We start from the raw sequence: 17,790 nt of genomic DNA, 5'->3' as shown, positions 1-17,790 counted from the left end.
ATGGCGATCAGGCGCGGGCGCGGCGTCGCCGCGATCAACTATCCGACCGGCATGAATCTCGGCGGCGACCCGACCCAGGCGCTGGTCCATTCGACGCCGACCGGCAATTTCATGGTGACGCTGTCGAGCGTCGATCTCGGCCAGGGGATGAAGCAGATCATGGCGCAGATCTGTGCCGAGACGATCGGCGTGCCAACCGACCGCGTCGTCGTCGACACCGCCGACACCGACACCGGCCCGCACTGCATGGGCACCTTCGCCTCGCGTGGCACGCACCGCGCCGGCAACGCCGTCATCCAAGCGGCCAGGGAAGCCCGCCAGGTCATGCTGGAAGTGGCGGCCGAGGAGCTGGAAGTGAACGCCTCGGACCTCGAGACCGACGGCCAGGGCAACATCCTGGTCAAGGGCGCGCCGCAAAGATCGATCTCGATCTTCGATGTCGCGCTGTCGGCGCATTTCAAGCGCGGCCGCTCGATTTCCGGCCGCGGCATGTTCTTGATCCCGCGCTCCTATCCCGAGAAAGAAACCGGCGCGATGAAACCGTCGACCTGCTATGCGCACGCCTGCACCGTGGCCGAGGTCGAGGTCGACGACGAAACCGGCGAGGTCACCGTGCTGACGGTCAGGAATGTCTTCGAGATCGGCCGCGCGCTGAACCCGAAAATGGTCGAGCAGCAGCTCATCGGCGGCTCGTGGATGGGCATCAGCCACGCGCTCTACGAGACGACGGAACCCTATTACCCCGACCGCGATCATGGCGGCACCGACTTCAACCAGTATCTGATGCCGGGACCAGGCGATCTTGCGCAAACCGAGATCATCGTGCTGGAGAGGCCCTCGGCCGACGGACCCTTTGGCGCCAAGGGGCCGGGCGAAATGTGCGCCAACCCGCAAATCCCGGCGGTCGCCAACGCGGTCTTCGACGCCGTGGGCGTGCGCATCGACACGCTGCCGATCACGCCGGAACGCATCCTGCGGGCGCTGAAGGCGCAAGCCTCGAACTGAGTGCTGGAAATGCCCAAAAGAAGCGCCCGGGCTAGAAGCGCCGACACTGTTGTGATCTCGCCGGAGGCGGTGGCATCGCGCCTCGCCGCCTCGCGCTACCTGGCCGATGAAAGCCTGGCCACCGCCATTTTCCTGGCGATCCGGCTGGGCAAGCCGCTGCTGCTCGAAGGCGCGCCGGGCGTCGGCAAGACCGAGGCGGCCAAGGCGATAGCCGAACTGCTCGGGCGCGACCTGGTGCGGCTGCAATGCTATGAAGGCATCGACGCAGCACACGCGCTCTACGAATGGAACTACCAGCGCCAGTTGCTCGCCATCCGCCATGCCGGCGAGCATGAGGTCGACATCTATGACGACCGCTTTTTGATCGCACGGCCGCTGCTGCAGGTGCTGAAGGCGCCGGAAAAGCGCGTGCTGCTGGTCGACGAGATCGACCGTTCCGATCATGAGTTCGAAGCGCTGCTGCTGGAGTTCCTGTCCGACTTCCAGATCAGCATTCCCGAGCGCGGCACCATCCGCGCCAAAACGCAGCCGATCGTCGTCCTGACCTCGAACCGCACCCGCGAACTGGCGGAAGCGTTGCGGCGGCGCTGCGTCTACCACTGGATCACCTATCCCGACGCCGAGCGCGAGGCCGAAATCATCATGCTGCGCGCCGGCGACGTCGCCAACGCCACGGCGCGCGCCGTGGCTGCTGCCGTGCGCGACATCCGCGCCCGCCCGCTGGCCAAGCCGCCGGGCATCGCCGAAGCGGTCGAATGGGCGAACGCCGCGACGATCCTCGAAAAGGGCGGCAGCCCGTGGCCGGAAGCGTTCCGCCGCGCCATCGGCGTGCTGATCAAGGATGAGGAGGACCTGTCCTACATCGCCCCCGAGCTTGGCCGGATCGTCGAGGAGGCATTGGCGTGAGCCCCGCGGCCCTACCCCGGGCGGCTGCACCCTTGCTCGGCTTTGGCCGGCTGCTGCGCCGCTACGGCTTTCCGGTTGCGCCCGAACAGGTGTCAGGCTTCATGCAGGCGGTGAGGCTGCTCGGGCCCCGCTCGATGGCCGACATCCACGAGGCGGCGCTTGCCACGCTGGCGCCGCCGCCCGACCGCCGCGACGAATTCGAGGCGCATTTCCGGAGCTATTTCTACGGCAACACCGCGGCCGTCATCGAAGGCGAGGCCGACGAGGAAACCCGCATCAAGGACGACGGCGGCGCCAGCGACGAGGACAACGAGGTGGCGCGCCCGGAGGAAGGCGGCGCGCTGTCGTCCGGCTCCGAACAGTTGAGCGCCCGCGACTTCCAGCGCGACGGCGACGGGCTTGCCGCTTTCCGCCGCAAGCTCGCTACCGCCTTGCCCGCCCGCCGCTCCTTCCGCACCGTGCGCACGCACGCACGCGGCAAGCTCGATCTGCGCCGCTCGCTGCGCGAAATCGTCAGTGCCGACGGCGATATTCCGTCGCCGCTGCTGCGCCGCCGGCAGACCGTGTCGCGCAAGCTTTTGCTGCTGATCGACGTGTCCGGCTCGATGAAGCTCTACACATCGGACTATCTCAAGCTGGCGCATGCAGCGGTGCAAGGCGCGGACCGGGCCGAAATTTTCACCTTCGGCACGCGGCTGACCCGCATCACCGCGGCGCTGCGCATTCGCGACCGCGACCAGGCGCTGGCGCGGGTGGCAGCACTGGTCGACGACTGGGACGGCGGCACCCGAATGGGACCGACGCTGCTCGCCTTCCTGTCGGTGCCGCGCTTTTCCGCATTCGCGCGCGGGGCGGCGGTCATCATCCTGTCGGATGCGCTGGAGCGCGGCGATCATGCCGAGCTGGAAATGGCGATGCGCCGGCTGAGCGCACGCGCCTTCCGGCTTTCGCTGGCGACGCCGCTGGCCGGCGACCCGCGCTTTCAGCCGGCGACGGCAGCACTTCGCGCCATCCTGCCGGTGCTCGACGATCTGGTCGACGGTTCTTCGATCGCCGGTCTCACCGATTTCATCCTGTCGCTCGCCCGCCCCGCTCCGGCGGCGGCAGCAATCTGGAAAAGGGTTTCATGATGAAAAAGGCGATCGACGCGCATTTCCACATCTGGCGCCAGGAGGACCAGCCCTGGCTGCGCGGGCCGATGGTGCCGCGCATCTTCGGTCCCTACGAGCCGATTCGCCGCGACTATCCGATCGAGAAATTCCTCGCCGACCAGCAAGGCTCTGGCGTCGAGAAGGCGGTCTATGTCCAGACCAACTGGGCCAAGGAGGATTTCGAGAAAGAAGTCGCCTTGCTGCAGACGACGGCTAACAAAACCGGTTGGCCGCATGCCATCGTCGGCTATGCCGACATGACGGTGGACGATGTGCGCCATCAGATCGACCGTCTGATCAAATACCCCCTGCTGCGCGGCGTGCGCATGCAGCTCCACTGGCATGAAACGCCGGCCTTCCGCTTTGCCGCCTCCGCCGACCAGGTCGTCGACCCGAAGGTGCGGGCCAATGTGGCGCGGCTGAAGGACTATGGTCTGACCTTCGACCTGCAGCTTTTCCCGGCTCAGATGAAGGACGGGCTGACGCTTGTCGGCGAAAATCCTGAAACCAATTTCATCCTCACCCATGCCGGCATGCTGACCGACATGTCGGAGGAAACCACGCAAGCCTGGAAGGCCGGCCTGCGCACGCTTTCAGCGGCGCCAAACCTCTACGCCAAGCTGTCCGGCCTCGGCACCTTCGTCCACCGCAATGACCCGGCGCTGATCGCCTACATCGTCGACAACGCAATCGACATCCTCGGAAGCGACCGTCTGATGTTCGGCTCCAACTTCCCGATCGAAAAGCTGTGGACCAGCCACGCCGAACTGATCAAGAAGCACCGGGAGGCGGTGGCCAAGCATGGTGCGGCGGCAGAGGCGGACATTTTTTGGAACACAGCGGAGAAGGTATATCGGCCGGTGTGACGCGCTGCCCCCTTCCAAACACCCTTGTGGGAGAAGGTCACGCCCGATGGCCCGAAACCTCGGCGCCGGCGGCCCGCGGCAGCGCCAGGAAGCGGGACGAGGCCACGAGCCCGATGGCGCCGATCGCCAGGAAGGCGAGGCGGAAGTCGACCAGGTCGGGCGCCGCCCCGGCCCTGGCGATCTGCGACAAGTTGAGCAGCGCCGCGGCGACCGCCACGCCGAACAGCATCGCCACCTGCTGCAGCATGCTGGACAGCGTCGCCGCCGAGCTGCGCTGCGCCGAAGCGATATCGGCGAAGGCCAGCGTGTTGAGCGCGGTGAACTGCATCGACCGCGTCAGTCCGGCAATCAGCATCAGTCGGCAATGCGCCATCTTGCGGATGGGCGATGCGCTCGAGGCCGTAGAGCATCGAGGCGAGCCCGACCGAGGTCACAAGGAAGCCCGGCCAGTCGAGCGGCCTGGTTTCGGAAGCGCGGTCGCCGGGAATGAAGCGGGCGACCAGCGCCAGGCCGGCCGCGCCGAGCGGAATGTTGATGAAGAAATTCCAGTGCCAGGACAGATAGGTGGTGATGAAGCCGCCAAGCACCGGCCCGATCACCGGCGCAAATAGCGCCGGCCATGTGATCAGCGCGGTGGCGTTGAGAAGCTCGGACTTCGAGGCGTTGCGCAGCACCAGGATGCGGCCGACCGGTGTCATCAGCGCACTGCCCAGGCCCTGCACGGCACGCGCGGCGACGAACTGGGTCAGGTTCTGCGAGATGCCGCAGGCGATCGAGGCCAGCGTGAACAGGGCGATTGCCACGAGGAAGATCTTGCGCGCGCCGAAGCGGTCGGCGAGCCAGCCGGACAGCGGCACGAACACCGCCATGGTCAGCATGTAGACGGTGATGCCGATGCTCATCGCCACTGCCGGCACGCCGAAGGATTCTCCCATCTGCGGCAGCGATGTCGAGATGATCGTCGAATCCAGAAGCTGCATGAAGAAGGCGACGGCGACGATCAATGCCACGCGCCGCGCCTGCCGCGCCGCCGTCGCGGTTTCGGACAAGGCTTTGTTTTCGGGAATGGCGGTCATGCGCAGAACTGTACGAAAGGTTTTCCCGCGCCACTGGGACCAGGCGATTGTCCGGCAAAATCGGTGACGCACCGGTTTGAACAGCATTTGGGCGGCGACGTCCAGACTTGGCCCAACAAACTTTCGTGTCGTTTCGCGACCAGTCACGGCGGAGAAGGTATATCGGCCGGTGTAGCGAGGCGCGCCCTTTCCTTCTCCCCTTGTTGTGGGAGAAGGTCACAGCAGGTCCTGGCCGGCGCCTCTCATCCGGCGTCGATCTTCTCCATGAACTGACCGAGCTGATCCGGGTCCATATGCACCACATGCTTGTCTTCGGGATAGGCCAGGCTGTTGACGTCGGCGACATATTCGGAAAAAGCAGCGATGCGTTCCGCCTGCAGGCGGTCATGTTCGGCGGCAAAATCGCGATAGACCTTGGAATGGCGCGGCATGTGGCCACGGTTCTGGCCAAGAATGTCGTCGGCGAACAGATATTGCGCGTCGCAGCCGGTGCCGGCCCCCATCGACAGCATGATCAGCGAGGTTCGCTCCGAAATCGCCTTGGCCACCTCGACCGGCACCACTTCGATCTCGGCGCCGATCGCGCCGGCCGCTTCGTATTGCTTGACTGCCTCGAAAATCTGCATGGCGCTGTCGGCGGTTTTGCCGACAGCCTTGAAGCCGCCGGTCCAGGTGGCGCGCGACGGAATCAGGCCGACATGGCCGATCACCGGGATATTGTCATCGGCCAGCCGTTTGACAGTGGCAAAGCCGGCGCTGCAATAAACCGCGTCGGCGCTCGCCTTGTAGAGCCGGAACGCCCAGCGGACGAAATCGTCGGCTGTGCCGATCTCGTAGAAATTGTCGCCCGGCATGGTGAACAGGCTGGGTGCGGCATCGCGGTATTGCGGATCGAGCACCAGTTCCGGCGGCACCGAGACTATGTCGACCCCGGCTCGTTCGGCGGCCTCGGCCTCGTCCATCGTCAGCACCCGCAGCATGGTCAATTGCCGCTTGCCCTTCATGGCGCGCAGGTCTGCCACCGTCGGTCTTTTCCGGCTCATCGATTCTGGTCCCCTATGTTACGTGAATGGAAGCCCGGTCATGATTCAATTTGCATGATCTTTTCCGAAACCAGTTCCCACTTTTCGGGATCATGCTTTAGATCTGGATCATCACCTTGCCAGCTTCGACCTTCACCGGATAGGTCTGCAGATTGACGCAGACCGGCGCGCCCTTGGCCTGGCCGGTCTTGTAATTGAAGCGGCCATTGTGCTTGGGGCATTCGATGATGTCGTCCATGACAAGCCCATCGGCCAAATGCGCCTTTTCATGTGTGCAAAAGCCGTCGGTAGCGAAGAATTCGTCATCCGGCGAACGGTAGATCGCGAAGCTGCGGCCGTCATGATCGAAGCGGATGACATCCTCTTCGTCGACATCGTCCACAGTGCACGCCTCGACCCAATCGGCCATCTCTATTTTCTCCCGAAATTTCGCCTTGCTGTGCTGCACAGTGCTATTCAGCTGCTGCCGACATGTTCACTTCGTGGAACTCGCCACGATAGGGCCGTGCCGTCGGCGGCAGTTCGCGCTTGAGGAAATAGTCCTCATATTTGAGCTGCCTGAGCAGGACCGGCCAAACCTCGCGATAGGCATGCCACATCGACGGGTTCGGCTCCGGCAGATCGTGTCTGATCAATTCGTGCAGCCTGGGCAGCGCGTGATAGGGCACCATCGGGAACATGTGATGCTCGACGTGGTAGTTCATGTTCCAGTAGATGAACCGGCTGATCGGGTTCATGTAGACGGTCCGGCTGTTGAGCCGATGATCGACCACATTGTCGGCGAGACCGATGTGCTGCAGCAGGCCGGTCAGCACCATGTGCCAGGTGCCGTAGAGGCGCGGCACGCCGATGAGCACCAGCGGCACCCAGGACCGCATAGTGAGGGCGAGCGCAATCGTGGCGATGTATATGGCGATATGCCAGCGCGCGGCAGTGACGGCCTTGTGCTGTTCCATCTCGGGCACGTAGCTTTTCTCGTCGGGCGTCAGCTTGCCGAACGCGTGGCGTGCCAGTGCCGGAAGCGAATAGCGAAAGTCGAGGATACCGGTAAAGGCGAGTGCGGTGCGCAGCAGGTCCGGCGGGCGCATCACGGCGATCTCGGCATCGCGCCCGACGATGATCGTGTCGGTGTGGTGGCGGGCATGGCTCCAGCGCCAGGTCACCGGGTTGCGCATCAGCATGAAGCTGGCAATCTGGTAGACGACATCATTCATCCAGCGCGTGCGGAAAGCCGTGCCGTGGCCGCATTCGTGCCAGCGCGAATCACTGGCCGAGGCATAGAGCACGCCATAGACGAAGAAGAACGGCACGCACCACCAGGTGCCCCAGAAGTAAACGCCGCCGGCGGCGGAGACCAGGATGGCGCCCAGCCAGATGGCCGTGTCGCGGATTGCTGGACTGTCGGAGCGTTGCATCAGCTCCTTCATCGTCTTGCGCGGCACATCGGTATGGTACCACTCCGCCGAGGCCAGCCCGATTTCGATCGCAATCCGCGTGCTTTCGCCGACCAGGCTGTAATCGCGCTTCACCTTGCCAGCCATTGTGACCTCCAATTTTCGAACCGCCGCGAGCCCTCTCCACTCCGGCCAAGGCCAGCCTTCCAACTGGTGTTTCGCACCGCCTTCGCCATTGTCACGACCTGCCTCCGAGAACAGGAAAATGACCCGATGGCCGCGGATAATCCTCCCGCGGCTGCCTGGCAATCGCTGCGATCCGGCTCTCGGCGGCGGCGATCTCGCCGGCGCCGTCGAGAACCCGGAACACCGCTTCGTACGAACGGCTTTCGCCGTGCTCCAGCCAGATCATCTCGCCGCGCTCGCGCGCTGCCAGATTGCCCAGCACATGATGCGTCGACGGCTCGATGCCGAGCGCATAATGCCCAGCCTGGAAATTCTGCCACTCATAGGCGCAAGGCAACTGGTGCTTGCGCGTGACGACTTCGAGACCGAGGCCGAGACGGTCGTTGACCACCGCCACCGGCACGTCGCCGTTGGCGTCGGCGCCGAGTTCGTGCTGCCAGACCTGTTCCGTGAAGCCCAGTTGCGGTGCCGGCGCCGTGCGGTAGCCGACCTTCTGCGCTTCATAGCGCTCGCCGGCATGGCCCGCCCAGACGACGTCGCGGATCGGCGCCAGGTAGCGGGAGCCCTCGTCGAGCACCGGATGGCTGACATTGATGTGATAAAAGTACATATGCGGCGTGCGGCTAAAACCGTGATTGACGACGCGGTCCGAAAGCCGGATCTCGTTGCCGCCGACATCGGCCTCGATCCGCCGCAGCAGATGCAGATCCTCGCCGAACACCGTCGACTGCTGGACGATACCTTCGGCCCACAGCACGCAGCGGTCGCCGTCCCATGTCTCGCCATAGCCGGTCAATCGCGCCGGGATGGTGCTGACGCGGCCATGCAGCGAATGGCGCACCGTCTTCTTCGGCGGATAATTGTAGCTGTCGGCGGGGACCTCGTTCATGAACAATATGTGGTCAAGGCCGCAGGTCAGCAGCAGGCCGGAAAACGACCGCGCCCAGGCCAGCCCCTCCTCGCCTTCATATTCGTGCAGGCCGGGATGGCGAAAGCCGCTCGGCGAATGCCAGCCGATCGCCTGGCCCCTAAAATCGCAATCGGCGATGTCGAGCGCCCGGTCGACCAGCGCGGTGAAGCGCAGGCCGGAGCCGGTGCGGAATTCGAGCATGCGGATGCCGCGCTCCACCCCGTCGCCAAGCGTCATCAGCCGCACGCCGGCGAACTGCGACAGCATGCCGGACCGTTCCGAGACCTGCCGGCGCGAAAGCGTCTTGCCGTAAAGCTCTACCATGTGACGGCCAGTTCCTTCACTTCGCTCTCGTCTCCTTGAGCAGGGCCGACATGTCGGCGCCGGTGATGATGCTCTCCACCGTCAGCAGGTCGGTATCGGCGACCGTCTGCTCGGCGACGATCTCGCCGCGGCGCATGACGATGACACGGTCGGCGACCTGGAAGACGTGGTGGATGTTGTGGGTGATCAAAAGCACCGAATGGCCGGCGTCGCGCACCTCCTTGACGAAGCGCAGCACGCCGTGCGTTTCCTCGACGCCGAGATTGTTGGTCGGCTCGTCGAGGATGATGACCTTGGCGGCGAACTGCATGGCCCGCGAAATGGCGATCGACTGGCGCTCACCGCCCGACAGCGTGCTGACCAGCGCATCGGCGTCGAGTTTTTTCGAGATGCCGACGCGCTTCAAAAGTGCCGCGGCGGCATCACGCAGCTTGGCGAGGTCGAGCGGCGCGAACACGCCCAGCCATTTCAGATTGACCGGCTCGCGACCGAGAAAGAGGTTGCGCGCGATGCTCAGGTCCGGCGCCAGCGACGTGTCCTGGTGAATGGTCTCAATGCCGAGATCCATGGCGTCGCGCGTCGAGCGGATCGAGACTTTTAGGCCGCGCACATAGATCTCGCCGCGGTCGACGGGGAAGACGCCGGAGATCGCCTTGATCAACGTGGATTTGCCGGCGCCGTTGTCGCCGAGCAAGGCCACCACCTCGCCCTCGTTGAGCGTGAAGGAGGCGCTCTTCAGCGCGCGGACGCTGCCGAAGGATTTTTGCAGATTGTGCAGCCGAAGCACTTCCATGGTCAGCTCCTGGCGGCGTTCTTCTGCAGCAAAGCGTGCAGGATGAGCATGGCAAGGATGATGACGCCGACGAAGATATTGTAGGCGAGGCCGGGCACGCCGATCAGCACGATGCCGTTGCGGATGCTGCGCAGCATCAGCGCGCCGACGATGGTGCCCAGGATGGTGCCGCGCCCGCCGGTCAGCGCCGTGCCTCCGACCACCACCATGGCGATCACTTCGAGCTCGTATCCGGTGCCGGCTACCGGCGAGGCGGCCGAGATGCGGAACGCACTGATCATGCCGGCCAGACCCGCCAGCACTGAGGTCAGGATGAACAGCCAGACCTTGACCGCATCGGCCGGCACGCCGCGCGCAACCGCAGCGTTGCGGTTCGAACCGATGGCGCTGATCCAGTTGCCGAGCTTGGCGTAGTGCAGCACGTAGATCGCCAGCAGCGACAGGCCGATGAACCACCACAGCGAGGTATAGAAACGGAACGTTCCGATATTGAAGCTGCCGGCCAGCAGTGTCACGAAAAAGCCAGGCTGGTCCCAGGATTTCAGCGGAAAGCCTTGCGTGATGTAGAGCGCTGCACCTCGCACGACGAGCAGCATCGACAGCGTCACCAGGAACGAGGAGATGCCGATCTTGGTGACGATCAGCCCGTTGACCGCACCGATCGCTATGCAGAGCAGCAGGCCGGCAAGCAGCGCGATGCCGATATCGAACCCGCCGTTCTGCACCAGCAGCATGACGACGACCGGCGCCAGGCCGAACACGGCGCCGACCGAAAGGTCGAACTCGCCCGCAGTCAGAAGCAGCGTCATGCCGAGCGCGATGATGCCGAGTTCGGGCAGGAACGCCATCATGTTGGAGATGTTGAGCGGCGACAGGAAGTTCGCATCGGCGATCGCGAACACCGCCAGCAGGACAATCAGGATGACGAGCGAAGAGAATTGCGGCGAGCGGATCAGGCTCGACCTGCGTTTGGAGCGCGGCATTTCCTGTTCTGCGGCGATAGTCATGACTGCTTGGACCATATCTCAGGGCGGCGCCCGCCGCCTGCGCAGCGGGCGTCAGTTTCAATCACTTGTCGTAGAGTTTCAGGATCGGTTCGACGCTCGATGCGTCGTAGAGGCTGAAAGTGTGGATATCGTAGCCGATCGGTTCGCCCGCGGCGGCAAGCCCGAGCAGCGCCACCGGCATGAAGCCCTGCGCCGACGGAAACTGCCAGGCAGCCGCGTTGACGAAGCCGGCCTTGACGGCTTCGGCGGTCTCCCGGGAATTGCCCCAACCTACGACCGGGATCGTGCCGGCCGGCACGCCGGCGCCGTCGAACACCCGCTTGATGCTGGCCGCCACGGAATCGCCGAGTGCGATGATTGCCGGCGGATTGTTGGCGACCATGTAGTCGGTCATCTTGGCGATGATGCCGGCCGGATCGGTGCCGCAATCGACCACGTCGTATTTGATGCCGAGCGGATCGAAGACGCTGGCGATGCCTTCGGTCTCGAGCTGCTGATAGCTGGCGCCCGGCACCTCGACCGGCAGGAACACCTTGTCGCCCTGCTTCACCATCTTGTGGTCGACCAGATATTTCGCCCAGATGACGCCGGCTTGCCTGAGGTCGGCGCCGACATAGGCCTGCCGGCCGGTCGCTGGATCGTCGGTGTTGAAGAACACGATCGGGATGCCAGCCGCCTTGGCTGCCTTGACCTCCTCGGTCCATAGGCCGGGCTGCGCCGAGGTGGTGGCGATGCCGTCCGGCTTGGCGGCAAGTGCGGAGTTGAAGGCCTCCTTCTGCGCCGCCATGTCGCCACCGCTGAACGAGATCTTGCAGGTCACCTTGAGCTGGTCGCAGGCCTTGGTCGCGCCGGCATTCCAGTCGATCCAGAAGGCGTCCGACGGGCCGCCATGCGACAGCAGGTAGAACGTCTTCTGAGCATCCTGCGCCAGCGCCGGTGCAGCCAGTGCAACACCGGCGAACACGGTCGCCGCAGCCGCGATTTTCGATACGAATCTCAACATTCTCTTCCTCCTTTTTTGTGGCCGTCACAGTCCGTTGGCGCGGAATTTCTCGTCGAGGAATTTCTTGGCGCGCGGCACGTCGTCCTCCGAAAGGTGCTCGATGATGACCGGGATGTTCGGGTGCTTTTCGGACAGCCGCTTGAGATAGAGGTCGTAGTTCAGCGAACCGAGGCCGGGCGCAGGCAGCTCGATCTCGCCGACACCGCGAAAAGTGTGGCTTTCCAGCGCGTCCTCGTCGCCGATATCGGCGTGCTTCTCCGACTTGTCGCCGCCCGAGCGCTTGACGTCCTTGGCGTGGGCTATTTTGATCTTGTCGGTCAGGGTGTCGAATACCTGGTTCAGGATCTGGTCCATCCTGTCGATGTTATGGGTCTCGAAATAGTTGGTCGGATCCATCAACAGGCCGAGGCCGGGATGGTCGACCTGCGCGAACATCTTCACCGTCTCCTCGACCGAGCCGACGACATTGTTGACATAGGTTTCGAGCAGGAACACCGCGCCGTGGTCGTAGGCGGTCTGGGCAAGGTCGGCGATGACCTTGCGGCATTCCTCAAAACCTTCCTCGGTCTTGTTCTTGGGATGGTGCACCCAGTCGGATTCGGTGTTGTAGGTGCCGGTCTCCGAGATCACGTAAGGGGTGCCGAATTCGCGCGCATTGCGGATGATCTCCTTGAGATAGCCAACGCGCCTCTCGCGCTCGCGCATGTCCGGATGAATGATGTTGGTGTAGCCCGACACGCAGCACACCGGCAGGTTGTGGTCGCGGAAGGTGTCGCGAACCGTCCTGGCCTTTTCCTTGGTGATCTGCCCGACCGACAGGTCGATATCCCTGAAATGCAGGTCGAGCTGCACCGTGTTGAAATCGAGCGCACGGATCTTCTGCGCGGTTTCCTTGAGGCCGTACGGGAAATAGCCCGTGAAGATACCTGCCTGCATCATGATATGAAGTCCTCCCTGTAAGCGACTCAGTTGATTGGGTTTATCGAGATTTCGGACAGCTTGACCGTGCGGCCCTCGTCGATCGAGCGATAGCCGGCTTCGATCAGCGCCATGGTCTTGACGTTGTCGGCGACGGAAAGTGCCGGCGGCTCACCCGTCTTGACCGCATGCTGGAGTTGCTCCATCACGCCGATGAAGGCATGCGGGAACCACATCGTCTCCCAGCTAGGGGTGACCCATTCACCGCCGGTGGTCTCGGTCGAGGCATAGGTCAGCGTCGAGGCCGAACCCGTCGGCCAGCCTATCGTGCCCTTGGCGACGCCCTTGGTGCCGTCGACGCGCCAGTTGATGTGCTGGTCGTCCCTGTAGCCGTCCTGGCGCGGGCCGGACCAGACATCCTCCAGCGACACGGCGAGCACGCCGGACGGAAACCGCAGCGTCGAAACTGTGATGCCGTCGGAATGGTCGAAGCGCGTGCGCGGATCCTTGCGCGTCAGCGTGGTGATCTCGTCGGGATCGCCGAACAGAAAACGCAGCACATCGAGATGGTGGACGCTCATATTGGCGAGCGTCAGCCGGTCATAGTCTTCGAGGAATGTCTGCCAGTGCGGGATCGCATGCATGTCGATCTGCGCAAAGACGATGTCACCGAGCGCGCCGCTGTCGATGATCTGCTTCAGCACCCGCATCGACTGGTCGTAGCGCATGTTCTGGTTGACCGAGAGGATCTTGCCGGCCCTGGCCGCCTCGTCGCGCAGTTTGACCGCTTCATCGAGCGACAGCGCCAGCGGCTTTTGCGCCAGGACCGCCTTGATATGCTGCTGCTTCAGCGCATGGCGGATCAGTGCCGGCTGCTGGTCCGGCGGAAACGCAAGGTCGATGATCTCGACATTTTTGTCCTCGATCAATTGTTCCGGCGTGTCGTGAACGGTCGGGATCTCCCAGCGCCTGGCGACTTTCTCGGCGCTGGCCTTGGTCCTGGAGGCGATCGCCACCACGGGAAAACCAGCTTCCTTGTAGGCGGCAAGATGGCATTCGGCCATGATCATGCCGGCGCCAACGCAGCCGATCCTGTAGTCCCTGGTGCGGACTTTAACGTCCGGCTCGAAGCCGTTTCTTGGCCCGCCTTCGCTCGCCATGTCTTCCTCCCGAACCTCGTTGCTTGCGGTCGCCGTCATCTTGCCAGCGCTCCCCCGCTTTGCCCGAAATAATGCACCCTGCCCGGCTCGCAGGATATCGCCACCATCGCATCCGGCCTGATGTCCGGCTGGCCGCGCAGCAGTGCCCGCAGACGCGCCTGCCCGGCAGCGAGTGTCACGACGGTGTAGCCGCCGAGCGGCTCGACCTCGAACACTCGCGCCGGGCGGCCCGCGCGCCCAACCGACATTCCGCCATCCGATATTTCCCCATCCAGCCAGGGCCGGACCTTGATATCTTCCGGCCTGAGCCCGATCTCGACGGCATCGGCCGGCGCGGCCTTGTCCGCAATACGGATCGCGCCTTCGGCCGCCTCGACGCCTTCCGCGCTGCGCACCGACTTCAAGATGTTCATCATCGGCGAACCGAGCAGCCGCGCGACATAGGTGCTGGCCGGCCGATCATAGATCTCGGCCGGCGCGCCGGTCTGTCTGATCCTGCCGTTTTCCAGAATGGAGATGCGGTCGGCGACAGACATCGCCTCTTCCTGGTCGTGCGTGACATAAATCAGCGTCTTGCCAAGCTCGCGCTGGATGCGCTTCAGCTCGACGCGAGTCTCCTCGCGCAGCCTGGCGTCGAGCGCCGAGATCGGATCGTCCATCAGATAGGCATTGGGGTCGCGCACCAGCGCCCGGGCAATCGCCACGCGCTGCCGCTCGCCGCCCGAAAGCTGCGCCGGCGGCTTGTGCAGGATGTGGCCGATATGCAGCTTGGCCGCGACGTCATCGACACGTTTTACGATATCGGCCTCGGCGACCCGGCGTTCGACCAGGGGAAAGCGGACATTGTCGCGCGCGCTCATATGCGGAAACAGCGCAAGGTTCTGGAACACCATGGCGACATTGCGCTCGGCTGGCGACACCGTATTGACCGGCCGGCCGCCGATCAGGATCTCGCCACTATCGGGGGTTTCCAGTCCGAGCACCAGGCGCAGTATCGTCGATTTGCCGGATAGCGGCGGGCCGAAGAAGCAGAAGAACTCATTGTCGTTGACAGTGAACGAGGCGTCGTCGACGGCGAGCGTGTCGCCATAGCGTTTCGTCACATTGCGGAAGACGATATCGGCCATGGTCTCAGCCCGCCTTCATGGCAAGGCCGGTGGCGGCGTCGAACACGCGCACCGACGCCTGGGCCGGCGCGACAACCGCTGTCTGCCCGATCGCCAGCCCGACGTCATTGTCGAACACCGCCTTCACCGCGCTCTCGCCCTGGCCGAGATGGACGATGGTGCGCGCGCCGATGCGCTCGACAAACGTTACCGGCATCGACAGGCCGCGGTCTGAGAGAATCACCTGCTCCGGCCGAAAGCCGTAGAGCACATCTCCGCGCGCGGCCCTCACCGCCGCGGCGAGATTGTCCGGCAGCGACGGCGTGACACCGAGCGGGCCGAGGTCGATGACCAGGCCCCGGTCGCTTTCCGCCGGCCTGCCCCTCAGCAGGTTCATGCCCGGCGCGCCGATGAAGCCGGCGACGAAAACGTTGGCCGGATTATTGTAGACCTCTAACGGCGTGCCGACTTGCTGCAGCACGCCGTGGTCCATCACCGCGATGCGGTCGGCCATGGTCATCGCTTCGAGCTGGTCGTGGGTGACATAGACCATGGTCTGTCGGAACTGCCGCTGCAGCTGCTTCAGCTCGGTCCGCATCACCGCCCGGAAGGCGGCATCGACATTGGACAGCGGCTCATCGAGCAGGAAGATCGCCGGCTCCATGATCGCCGAGCGGCCGATCGCCACCCGCTGCAATATGTTGACTGACAGCCGGTCGGCTTTGCGGTCGAGCAGCGGCGTCAGCTGCAGCATCTCGGCAATCGCGCCGACGCGGCGGTCGATCTCGGCCTTTGGCGCGCCGCGCATTTTGGGGCCGTAGGCGAGGTTCTGCCGCACGCTCATGTGGGTGAAGATCGCGTAGTTCTGGAAGACGAAGCCGACGCCACGCCGGCCCATCGGCACGCCTTCCATGTCGCGCTCGCCGAACAGGATCTTGCCGCTGCTCGGCTCTTCCATGCCGGCGATCATGTTCATCGTCGTCGACTTGCCGCAGCCCGACGGCCCGAGCAGCGCCATGAACTCGCCGTCGGCGATGGCAAGATCCATCGTCTTCAGCGCGGTGAAGTCGCCGAACTTCTTGACCAGGTTCTGCAGGTGGATGGCGCTCATGCCGTCACCTCGCGTGCCCGGGCCATGCGCTTCATGGCAAACACCGCGGTGATGGACAGCACGATCAGGATGGCCAGCGCGATCGCCGCGACATAGCCCCAGATCAGGTCCTGGGTGGTGAGCTTGTAGATATAGACGGAGATGGTTTCGGTGGCGACGCCGGGACCGCCGCCGGTCATGATGTAGAGCGTGTCGAAGATCTTGAAGTTCTCGATCACCCGGATCGCCAGCGCGATGATGATGATCGTCTTCATCTTCGGCAGCACGATGGTGACGAAGCGTTGCCAGGGATTGGCGCCGAGCAGCGTCGCCGCCTTAATCTGGTCTTCGGGCACGCCGACCAGGCCGGCAAGCAGGATGAGGAACATCAGCGGCGTCCACTGCCAGATATCGGCGACCATGACGGCGATGAGCGCCAGCGTCGGGTCCGACAGCCAGGCGATGGTGACGGGAAAGCCTGATAGCGCCGACAGGATGTCGTTGACCGGGCCGCCCGACTGGAACAGCATGAAGAACATGTAGCCGGCCACCGCCGGCACCACCATCATCGGCATCAGCAGGATCGAATAAAAGATCCGCTTGCCTGGAAACTCGTCGGCAAACAGCGTGGCGAGCGCCAGGCCGAGCAGGAATTCCGCCGGCACGCAGACGATCATGACGATGGCGGTGCGGTTCAACGCGCTCCAGAAGCGAGCGTCGGCGGCAAGGTCGGTGTAGTTGGCAAAATTGTTCCACAGCGACCAGGCGCTCCACCAGCCGAGTCCCGACAGCGGCGACCAGTCGGTCAGGCTGATATAGAGCTGCATCAAGAGCGGGAAGACCGCGATGAACAGCACCAGGATCTGCGCCGGCAAGGTCAGCCGGAAACCGAGCTTTGCCCCTTCATCACGCAAAGCCGGGTTTGCGTGGGCCGCGTGGCTGTTGTCCTCCGGGATGGGGGCCTGCTCCGAAATTGCGGCAGTCGCGGCGCTCATTGCTTGAGCGCCCCGAAGGTCAGCCCGCGCACCAGATGGCGCTGGATGGCGATACCCATGATCACAGGCGGCACCGCCGCGATCAGGCCGAGAGCTGCCTTGGCGCCATAGAGCTGCCCGGTCATCGAGGACGACAGCGAGGCCATGTAGACGGGTACCGTCACCCATTCGCGCGTCGTCAGGAGCAGCGCGATCAGATAGTCCGACCAGTTGAGGATGAAGACGAACAGCGCGGCACTGGCCAGCGGCGCGCGCATCATCGGCAGCGTGATACGTGTGAAGACGCGCAGCCGCGAGCAGCCCTCGACCAGCGCCGCTTCCTCGATCTCGCGCGGCATGTCGTCGAAGAAGGTCTTCATCAGCCAGAACGCAAAGGGCAGCGTGACGATGCCGTAGATCAGCGACAGCCCCCACCAGCTGTCGGTGAAATTGAGGAAGGCCCACATGATCATCACCGGGGTCATCACCGCCATCGGCGGAAACAGGCGGAGCTGGATCAGCGCCAGCGGCAGGTTCTGGCCCGAGCCGAAGCGCGACAGCCCGTAGGCCGCCGCGGTGCCCGCCGACATGGCGATCGCCGTTCCGAAGGAGGCCGACAGCAGCGACGACAGGATCGGCTTCAGGGCGGTGCGATCGAGCGCGACGATCAGGTTGTTGGTCGATTCACCGAAGACGAAGCGGAAATTGCTGAGCGTCGGATCCTTCGGCCACCAGGTCAGTTCGGCGCCGGTCGCCGACCATTCGGCGATCGGCTTGAAGGCCATCGACACCATCCACAGGATCGGCACCAGCGTCACCCCTATGGCCGCAAGGATCGCTGCATAGCGGAATATTTCGAAGGGAACGGAACGCTTCAT

The 17,790-nt window shown here is 64.1% G+C and carries 18 protein-coding genes and 1 pseudogene; 5 read left to right on the top strand and 14 right to left on the bottom strand.

What is annotated here, in order from left to right; translation table 11 throughout:
• From AC0L17_RS15725 to AC0L17_RS15710, 4 genes are read left to right on the top strand one after another with little or no spacing between them, the layout of a single operon-like run.
• Entirely contained in the window at nucleotides 1–1,005 is a 1,005-nt protein-coding gene (locus AC0L17_RS15725) for a xanthine dehydrogenase family protein molybdopterin-binding subunit (RefSeq protein WP_473516491.1), read from the top strand.
• Between the two features lie 9 nt (nucleotides 1,006–1,014).
• Complete coding sequence (locus AC0L17_RS15720) at nucleotides 1,015–1,911, top strand: AAA family ATPase (protein WP_473516490.1); 897 nt, start codon at nucleotides 1,015–1,017, stop codon at nucleotides 1,909–1,911.
• A gap of 53 nt (nucleotides 1,912–1,964) precedes the next feature.
• Nucleotides 1,965–3,041 carry a vWA domain-containing protein gene (locus tag AC0L17_RS15715; RefSeq protein WP_473516559.1) on the top strand — a complete coding sequence of 359 codons (1,077 nt, stop codon included), beginning with the start codon at nucleotides 1,965–1,967 and terminating at the stop codon, nucleotides 3,039–3,041.
• Entirely contained in the window at nucleotides 3,041–3,928 is an 888-nt protein-coding gene (locus AC0L17_RS15710; protein ID WP_473516558.1) for an amidohydrolase family protein, read from the top strand. The genes AC0L17_RS15715 and AC0L17_RS15710 overlap by 1 nt, the downstream gene beginning before the upstream one ends.
• Nucleotides 3,929–3,965: 37 nt before the next feature.
• Here AC0L17_RS15710 and AC0L17_RS15705 read toward each other — a convergent pair.
• Nucleotides 3,966–4,863 (bottom strand): annotated as a pseudogene (locus tag AC0L17_RS15705) (MFS transporter).
• On the opposite strand from AC0L17_RS15705, the gene AC0L17_RS15700 reads away from it, so the two are divergent.
• Nucleotides 4,823–5,071, top strand: a complete 249-nt coding sequence (locus tag AC0L17_RS15700; RefSeq protein ID WP_473516561.1) for a hypothetical protein — start codon at nucleotides 4,823–4,825, stop codon at nucleotides 5,069–5,071. The pseudogene AC0L17_RS15705 and the gene AC0L17_RS15700 sit on opposite strands and share 41 nt — an antisense overlap.
• Before the next feature lie 175 nt (nucleotides 5,072–5,246).
• Here the strand turns inward: AC0L17_RS15700 and AC0L17_RS15695 are convergent, their stop codons facing one another.
• The 13 genes from AC0L17_RS15695 to AC0L17_RS15635 all read right to left on the bottom strand — a co-directional run bounded on the left by AC0L17_RS15695 (nucleotide 5,247) and on the right by AC0L17_RS15635 (nucleotide 17,790).
• A complete protein-coding gene (locus tag AC0L17_RS15695; protein ID WP_473516489.1) occupies nucleotides 5,247–6,047 on the bottom strand; it encodes a 3-methyl-2-oxobutanoate hydroxymethyltransferase in 801 nt (266 codons plus the stop codon).
• A 97-nt stretch (nucleotides 6,048–6,144) separates the two neighbouring features.
• Nucleotides 6,145–6,456 (bottom strand): MocE family 2Fe-2S type ferredoxin, encoded by a 312-nt coding sequence (locus AC0L17_RS15690; RefSeq protein ID WP_091599142.1) that lies wholly within the window; start codon nucleotides 6,454–6,456, stop codon nucleotides 6,145–6,147.
• A gap of 43 nt (nucleotides 6,457–6,499) precedes the next feature.
• Nucleotides 6,500–7,588 carry a fatty acid desaturase family protein gene (locus AC0L17_RS15685; RefSeq protein WP_473516488.1) on the bottom strand — a complete coding sequence of 363 codons (1,089 nt, stop codon included), beginning with the start codon at nucleotides 7,586–7,588 and terminating at the stop codon, nucleotides 6,500–6,502.
• Between the two features lie 91 nt (nucleotides 7,589–7,679).
• The gene (locus AC0L17_RS15680; RefSeq protein WP_473516487.1) at nucleotides 7,680–8,861 is read right to left on the bottom strand and encodes an aldose 1-epimerase family protein; all 1,182 of its coding nucleotides are present in this window, start codon (nucleotides 8,859–8,861) and stop codon (nucleotides 7,680–7,682) included.
• A gap of 16 nt (nucleotides 8,862–8,877) precedes the next feature.
• Nucleotides 8,878–9,660, bottom strand: coding sequence for an ATP-binding cassette domain-containing protein (locus tag AC0L17_RS15675; protein ID WP_473516557.1), 783 nt, complete (start codon nucleotides 9,658–9,660; stop codon nucleotides 8,878–8,880).
• A complete protein-coding gene (locus AC0L17_RS15670) occupies nucleotides 9,657–10,661 on the bottom strand; it encodes an ABC transporter permease (protein WP_236376860.1) in 1,005 nt (334 codons plus the stop codon). The genes AC0L17_RS15675 and AC0L17_RS15670 overlap by 4 nt, the downstream gene beginning before the upstream one ends.
• 61 nt (nucleotides 10,662–10,722) lie before the next feature.
• On the bottom strand, nucleotides 10,723–11,664 hold the full coding sequence (locus tag AC0L17_RS15665; protein WP_287194979.1) for a sugar ABC transporter substrate-binding protein: 942 nt from the start codon (nucleotides 11,662–11,664) through the stop codon (nucleotides 10,723–10,725).
• 24 nt (nucleotides 11,665–11,688) lie between these two features.
• Nucleotides 11,689–12,603 (bottom strand): sugar phosphate isomerase/epimerase family protein, encoded by a 915-nt coding sequence (locus AC0L17_RS15660; RefSeq protein ID WP_473516486.1) that lies wholly within the window; start codon nucleotides 12,601–12,603, stop codon nucleotides 11,689–11,691.
• Nucleotides 12,604–12,629: 26 nt separating this feature from the next.
• Entirely contained in the window at nucleotides 12,630–13,742 is a 1,113-nt protein-coding gene (locus AC0L17_RS15655; protein WP_473516556.1) for a Gfo/Idh/MocA family protein, read from the bottom strand.
• A gap of 35 nt (nucleotides 13,743–13,777) precedes the next feature.
• Nucleotides 13,778–14,869 carry an ABC transporter ATP-binding protein gene (locus AC0L17_RS15650; RefSeq protein ID WP_473516485.1) on the bottom strand — a complete coding sequence of 364 codons (1,092 nt, stop codon included), beginning with the start codon at nucleotides 14,867–14,869 and terminating at the stop codon, nucleotides 13,778–13,780.
• Between the two features lie 4 nt (nucleotides 14,870–14,873).
• Nucleotides 14,874–15,959: an ABC transporter ATP-binding protein gene (locus AC0L17_RS15645; RefSeq protein WP_473516484.1), complete on the bottom strand. Its 1,086-nt coding sequence runs from the start codon at nucleotides 15,957–15,959 to the stop codon at nucleotides 14,874–14,876.
• Nucleotides 15,956–16,933 (bottom strand): carbohydrate ABC transporter permease, encoded by a 978-nt coding sequence (locus AC0L17_RS15640; protein WP_473516483.1) that lies wholly within the window; start codon nucleotides 16,931–16,933, stop codon nucleotides 15,956–15,958. Before AC0L17_RS15640 ends, AC0L17_RS15645 begins: the two co-directional genes overlap by 4 nt.
• A complete protein-coding gene (locus AC0L17_RS15635; protein ID WP_473516482.1) occupies nucleotides 16,930–17,790 on the bottom strand; it encodes a carbohydrate ABC transporter permease in 861 nt (286 codons plus the stop codon). The genes AC0L17_RS15640 and AC0L17_RS15635 overlap by 4 nt, the downstream gene beginning before the upstream one ends.

The sequence above is a fragment of the Mesorhizobium sp. WSM4829 genome (genome assembly GCF_055811475.1).
This window is presented reverse-complemented; position numbering and strand designations above follow the sequence as displayed.

Bases quoted from the DNA above. Each gene is read 5' to 3' on its own strand.
- AC0L17_RS15685 (WP_473516488.1), bottom strand. From the start codon at position 7,588: ATGGCTGGCAAGGTGAAGCGCGATTACAGCCTGGTCGGCGAAAGCACG.
- AC0L17_RS15660 (WP_473516486.1), bottom strand. From the start codon at position 12,603: ATGATGCAGGCAGGTATCTTCACGGGCTATTTCCCGTACGGCCTCAAG.
- AC0L17_RS15710 (WP_473516558.1), top strand. From the start codon at position 3,041: ATGAAAAAGGCGATCGACGCGCATTTCCACATCTGGCGCCAGGAGGAC.
- AC0L17_RS15695 (WP_473516489.1), bottom strand. From the start codon at position 6,047: ATGAGCCGGAAAAGACCGACGGTGGCAGACCTGCGCGCCATGAAGGGC.
- AC0L17_RS15680 (WP_473516487.1), bottom strand. From the start codon at position 8,861: ATGGTAGAGCTTTACGGCAAGACGCTTTCGCGCCGGCAGGTCTCGGAA.
- AC0L17_RS15670 (WP_236376860.1), bottom strand. From the start codon at position 10,661: ATGACTATCGCCGCAGAACAGGAAATGCCGCGCTCCAAACGCAGGTCG.
- AC0L17_RS15640 (WP_473516483.1), bottom strand. From the start codon at position 16,933: ATGAGCGCCGCGACTGCCGCAATTTCGGAGCAGGCCCCCATCCCGGAG.
- AC0L17_RS15650 (WP_473516485.1), bottom strand. From the start codon at position 14,869: ATGGCCGATATCGTCTTCCGCAATGTGACGAAACGCTATGGCGACACG.
- AC0L17_RS15725 (WP_473516491.1), top strand. From the start codon at position 1: ATGGCGATCAGGCGCGGGCGCGGCGTCGCCGCGATCAACTATCCGACC.
- AC0L17_RS15655 (WP_473516556.1), bottom strand. From the start codon at position 13,742: ATGGCGAGCGAAGGCGGGCCAAGAAACGGCTTCGAGCCGGACGTTAAA.
- AC0L17_RS15720 (WP_473516490.1), top strand. From the start codon at position 1,015: ATGCCCAAAAGAAGCGCCCGGGCTAGAAGCGCCGACACTGTTGTGATC.
- AC0L17_RS15635 (WP_473516482.1), bottom strand. From the start codon at position 17,790: ATGAAGCGTTCCGTTCCCTTCGAAATATTCCGCTATGCAGCGATCCTT.
- AC0L17_RS15700 (WP_473516561.1), top strand. From the start codon at position 4,823: ATGCTCATCGCCACTGCCGGCACGCCGAAGGATTCTCCCATCTGCGGC.
- AC0L17_RS15690 (WP_091599142.1), bottom strand. From the start codon at position 6,456: ATGGCCGATTGGGTCGAGGCGTGCACTGTGGACGATGTCGACGAAGAG.
- AC0L17_RS15645 (WP_473516484.1), bottom strand. From the start codon at position 15,959: ATGAGCGCCATCCACCTGCAGAACCTGGTCAAGAAGTTCGGCGACTTC.
- AC0L17_RS15665 (WP_287194979.1), bottom strand. From the start codon at position 11,664: ATGTTGAGATTCGTATCGAAAATCGCGGCTGCGGCGACCGTGTTCGCC.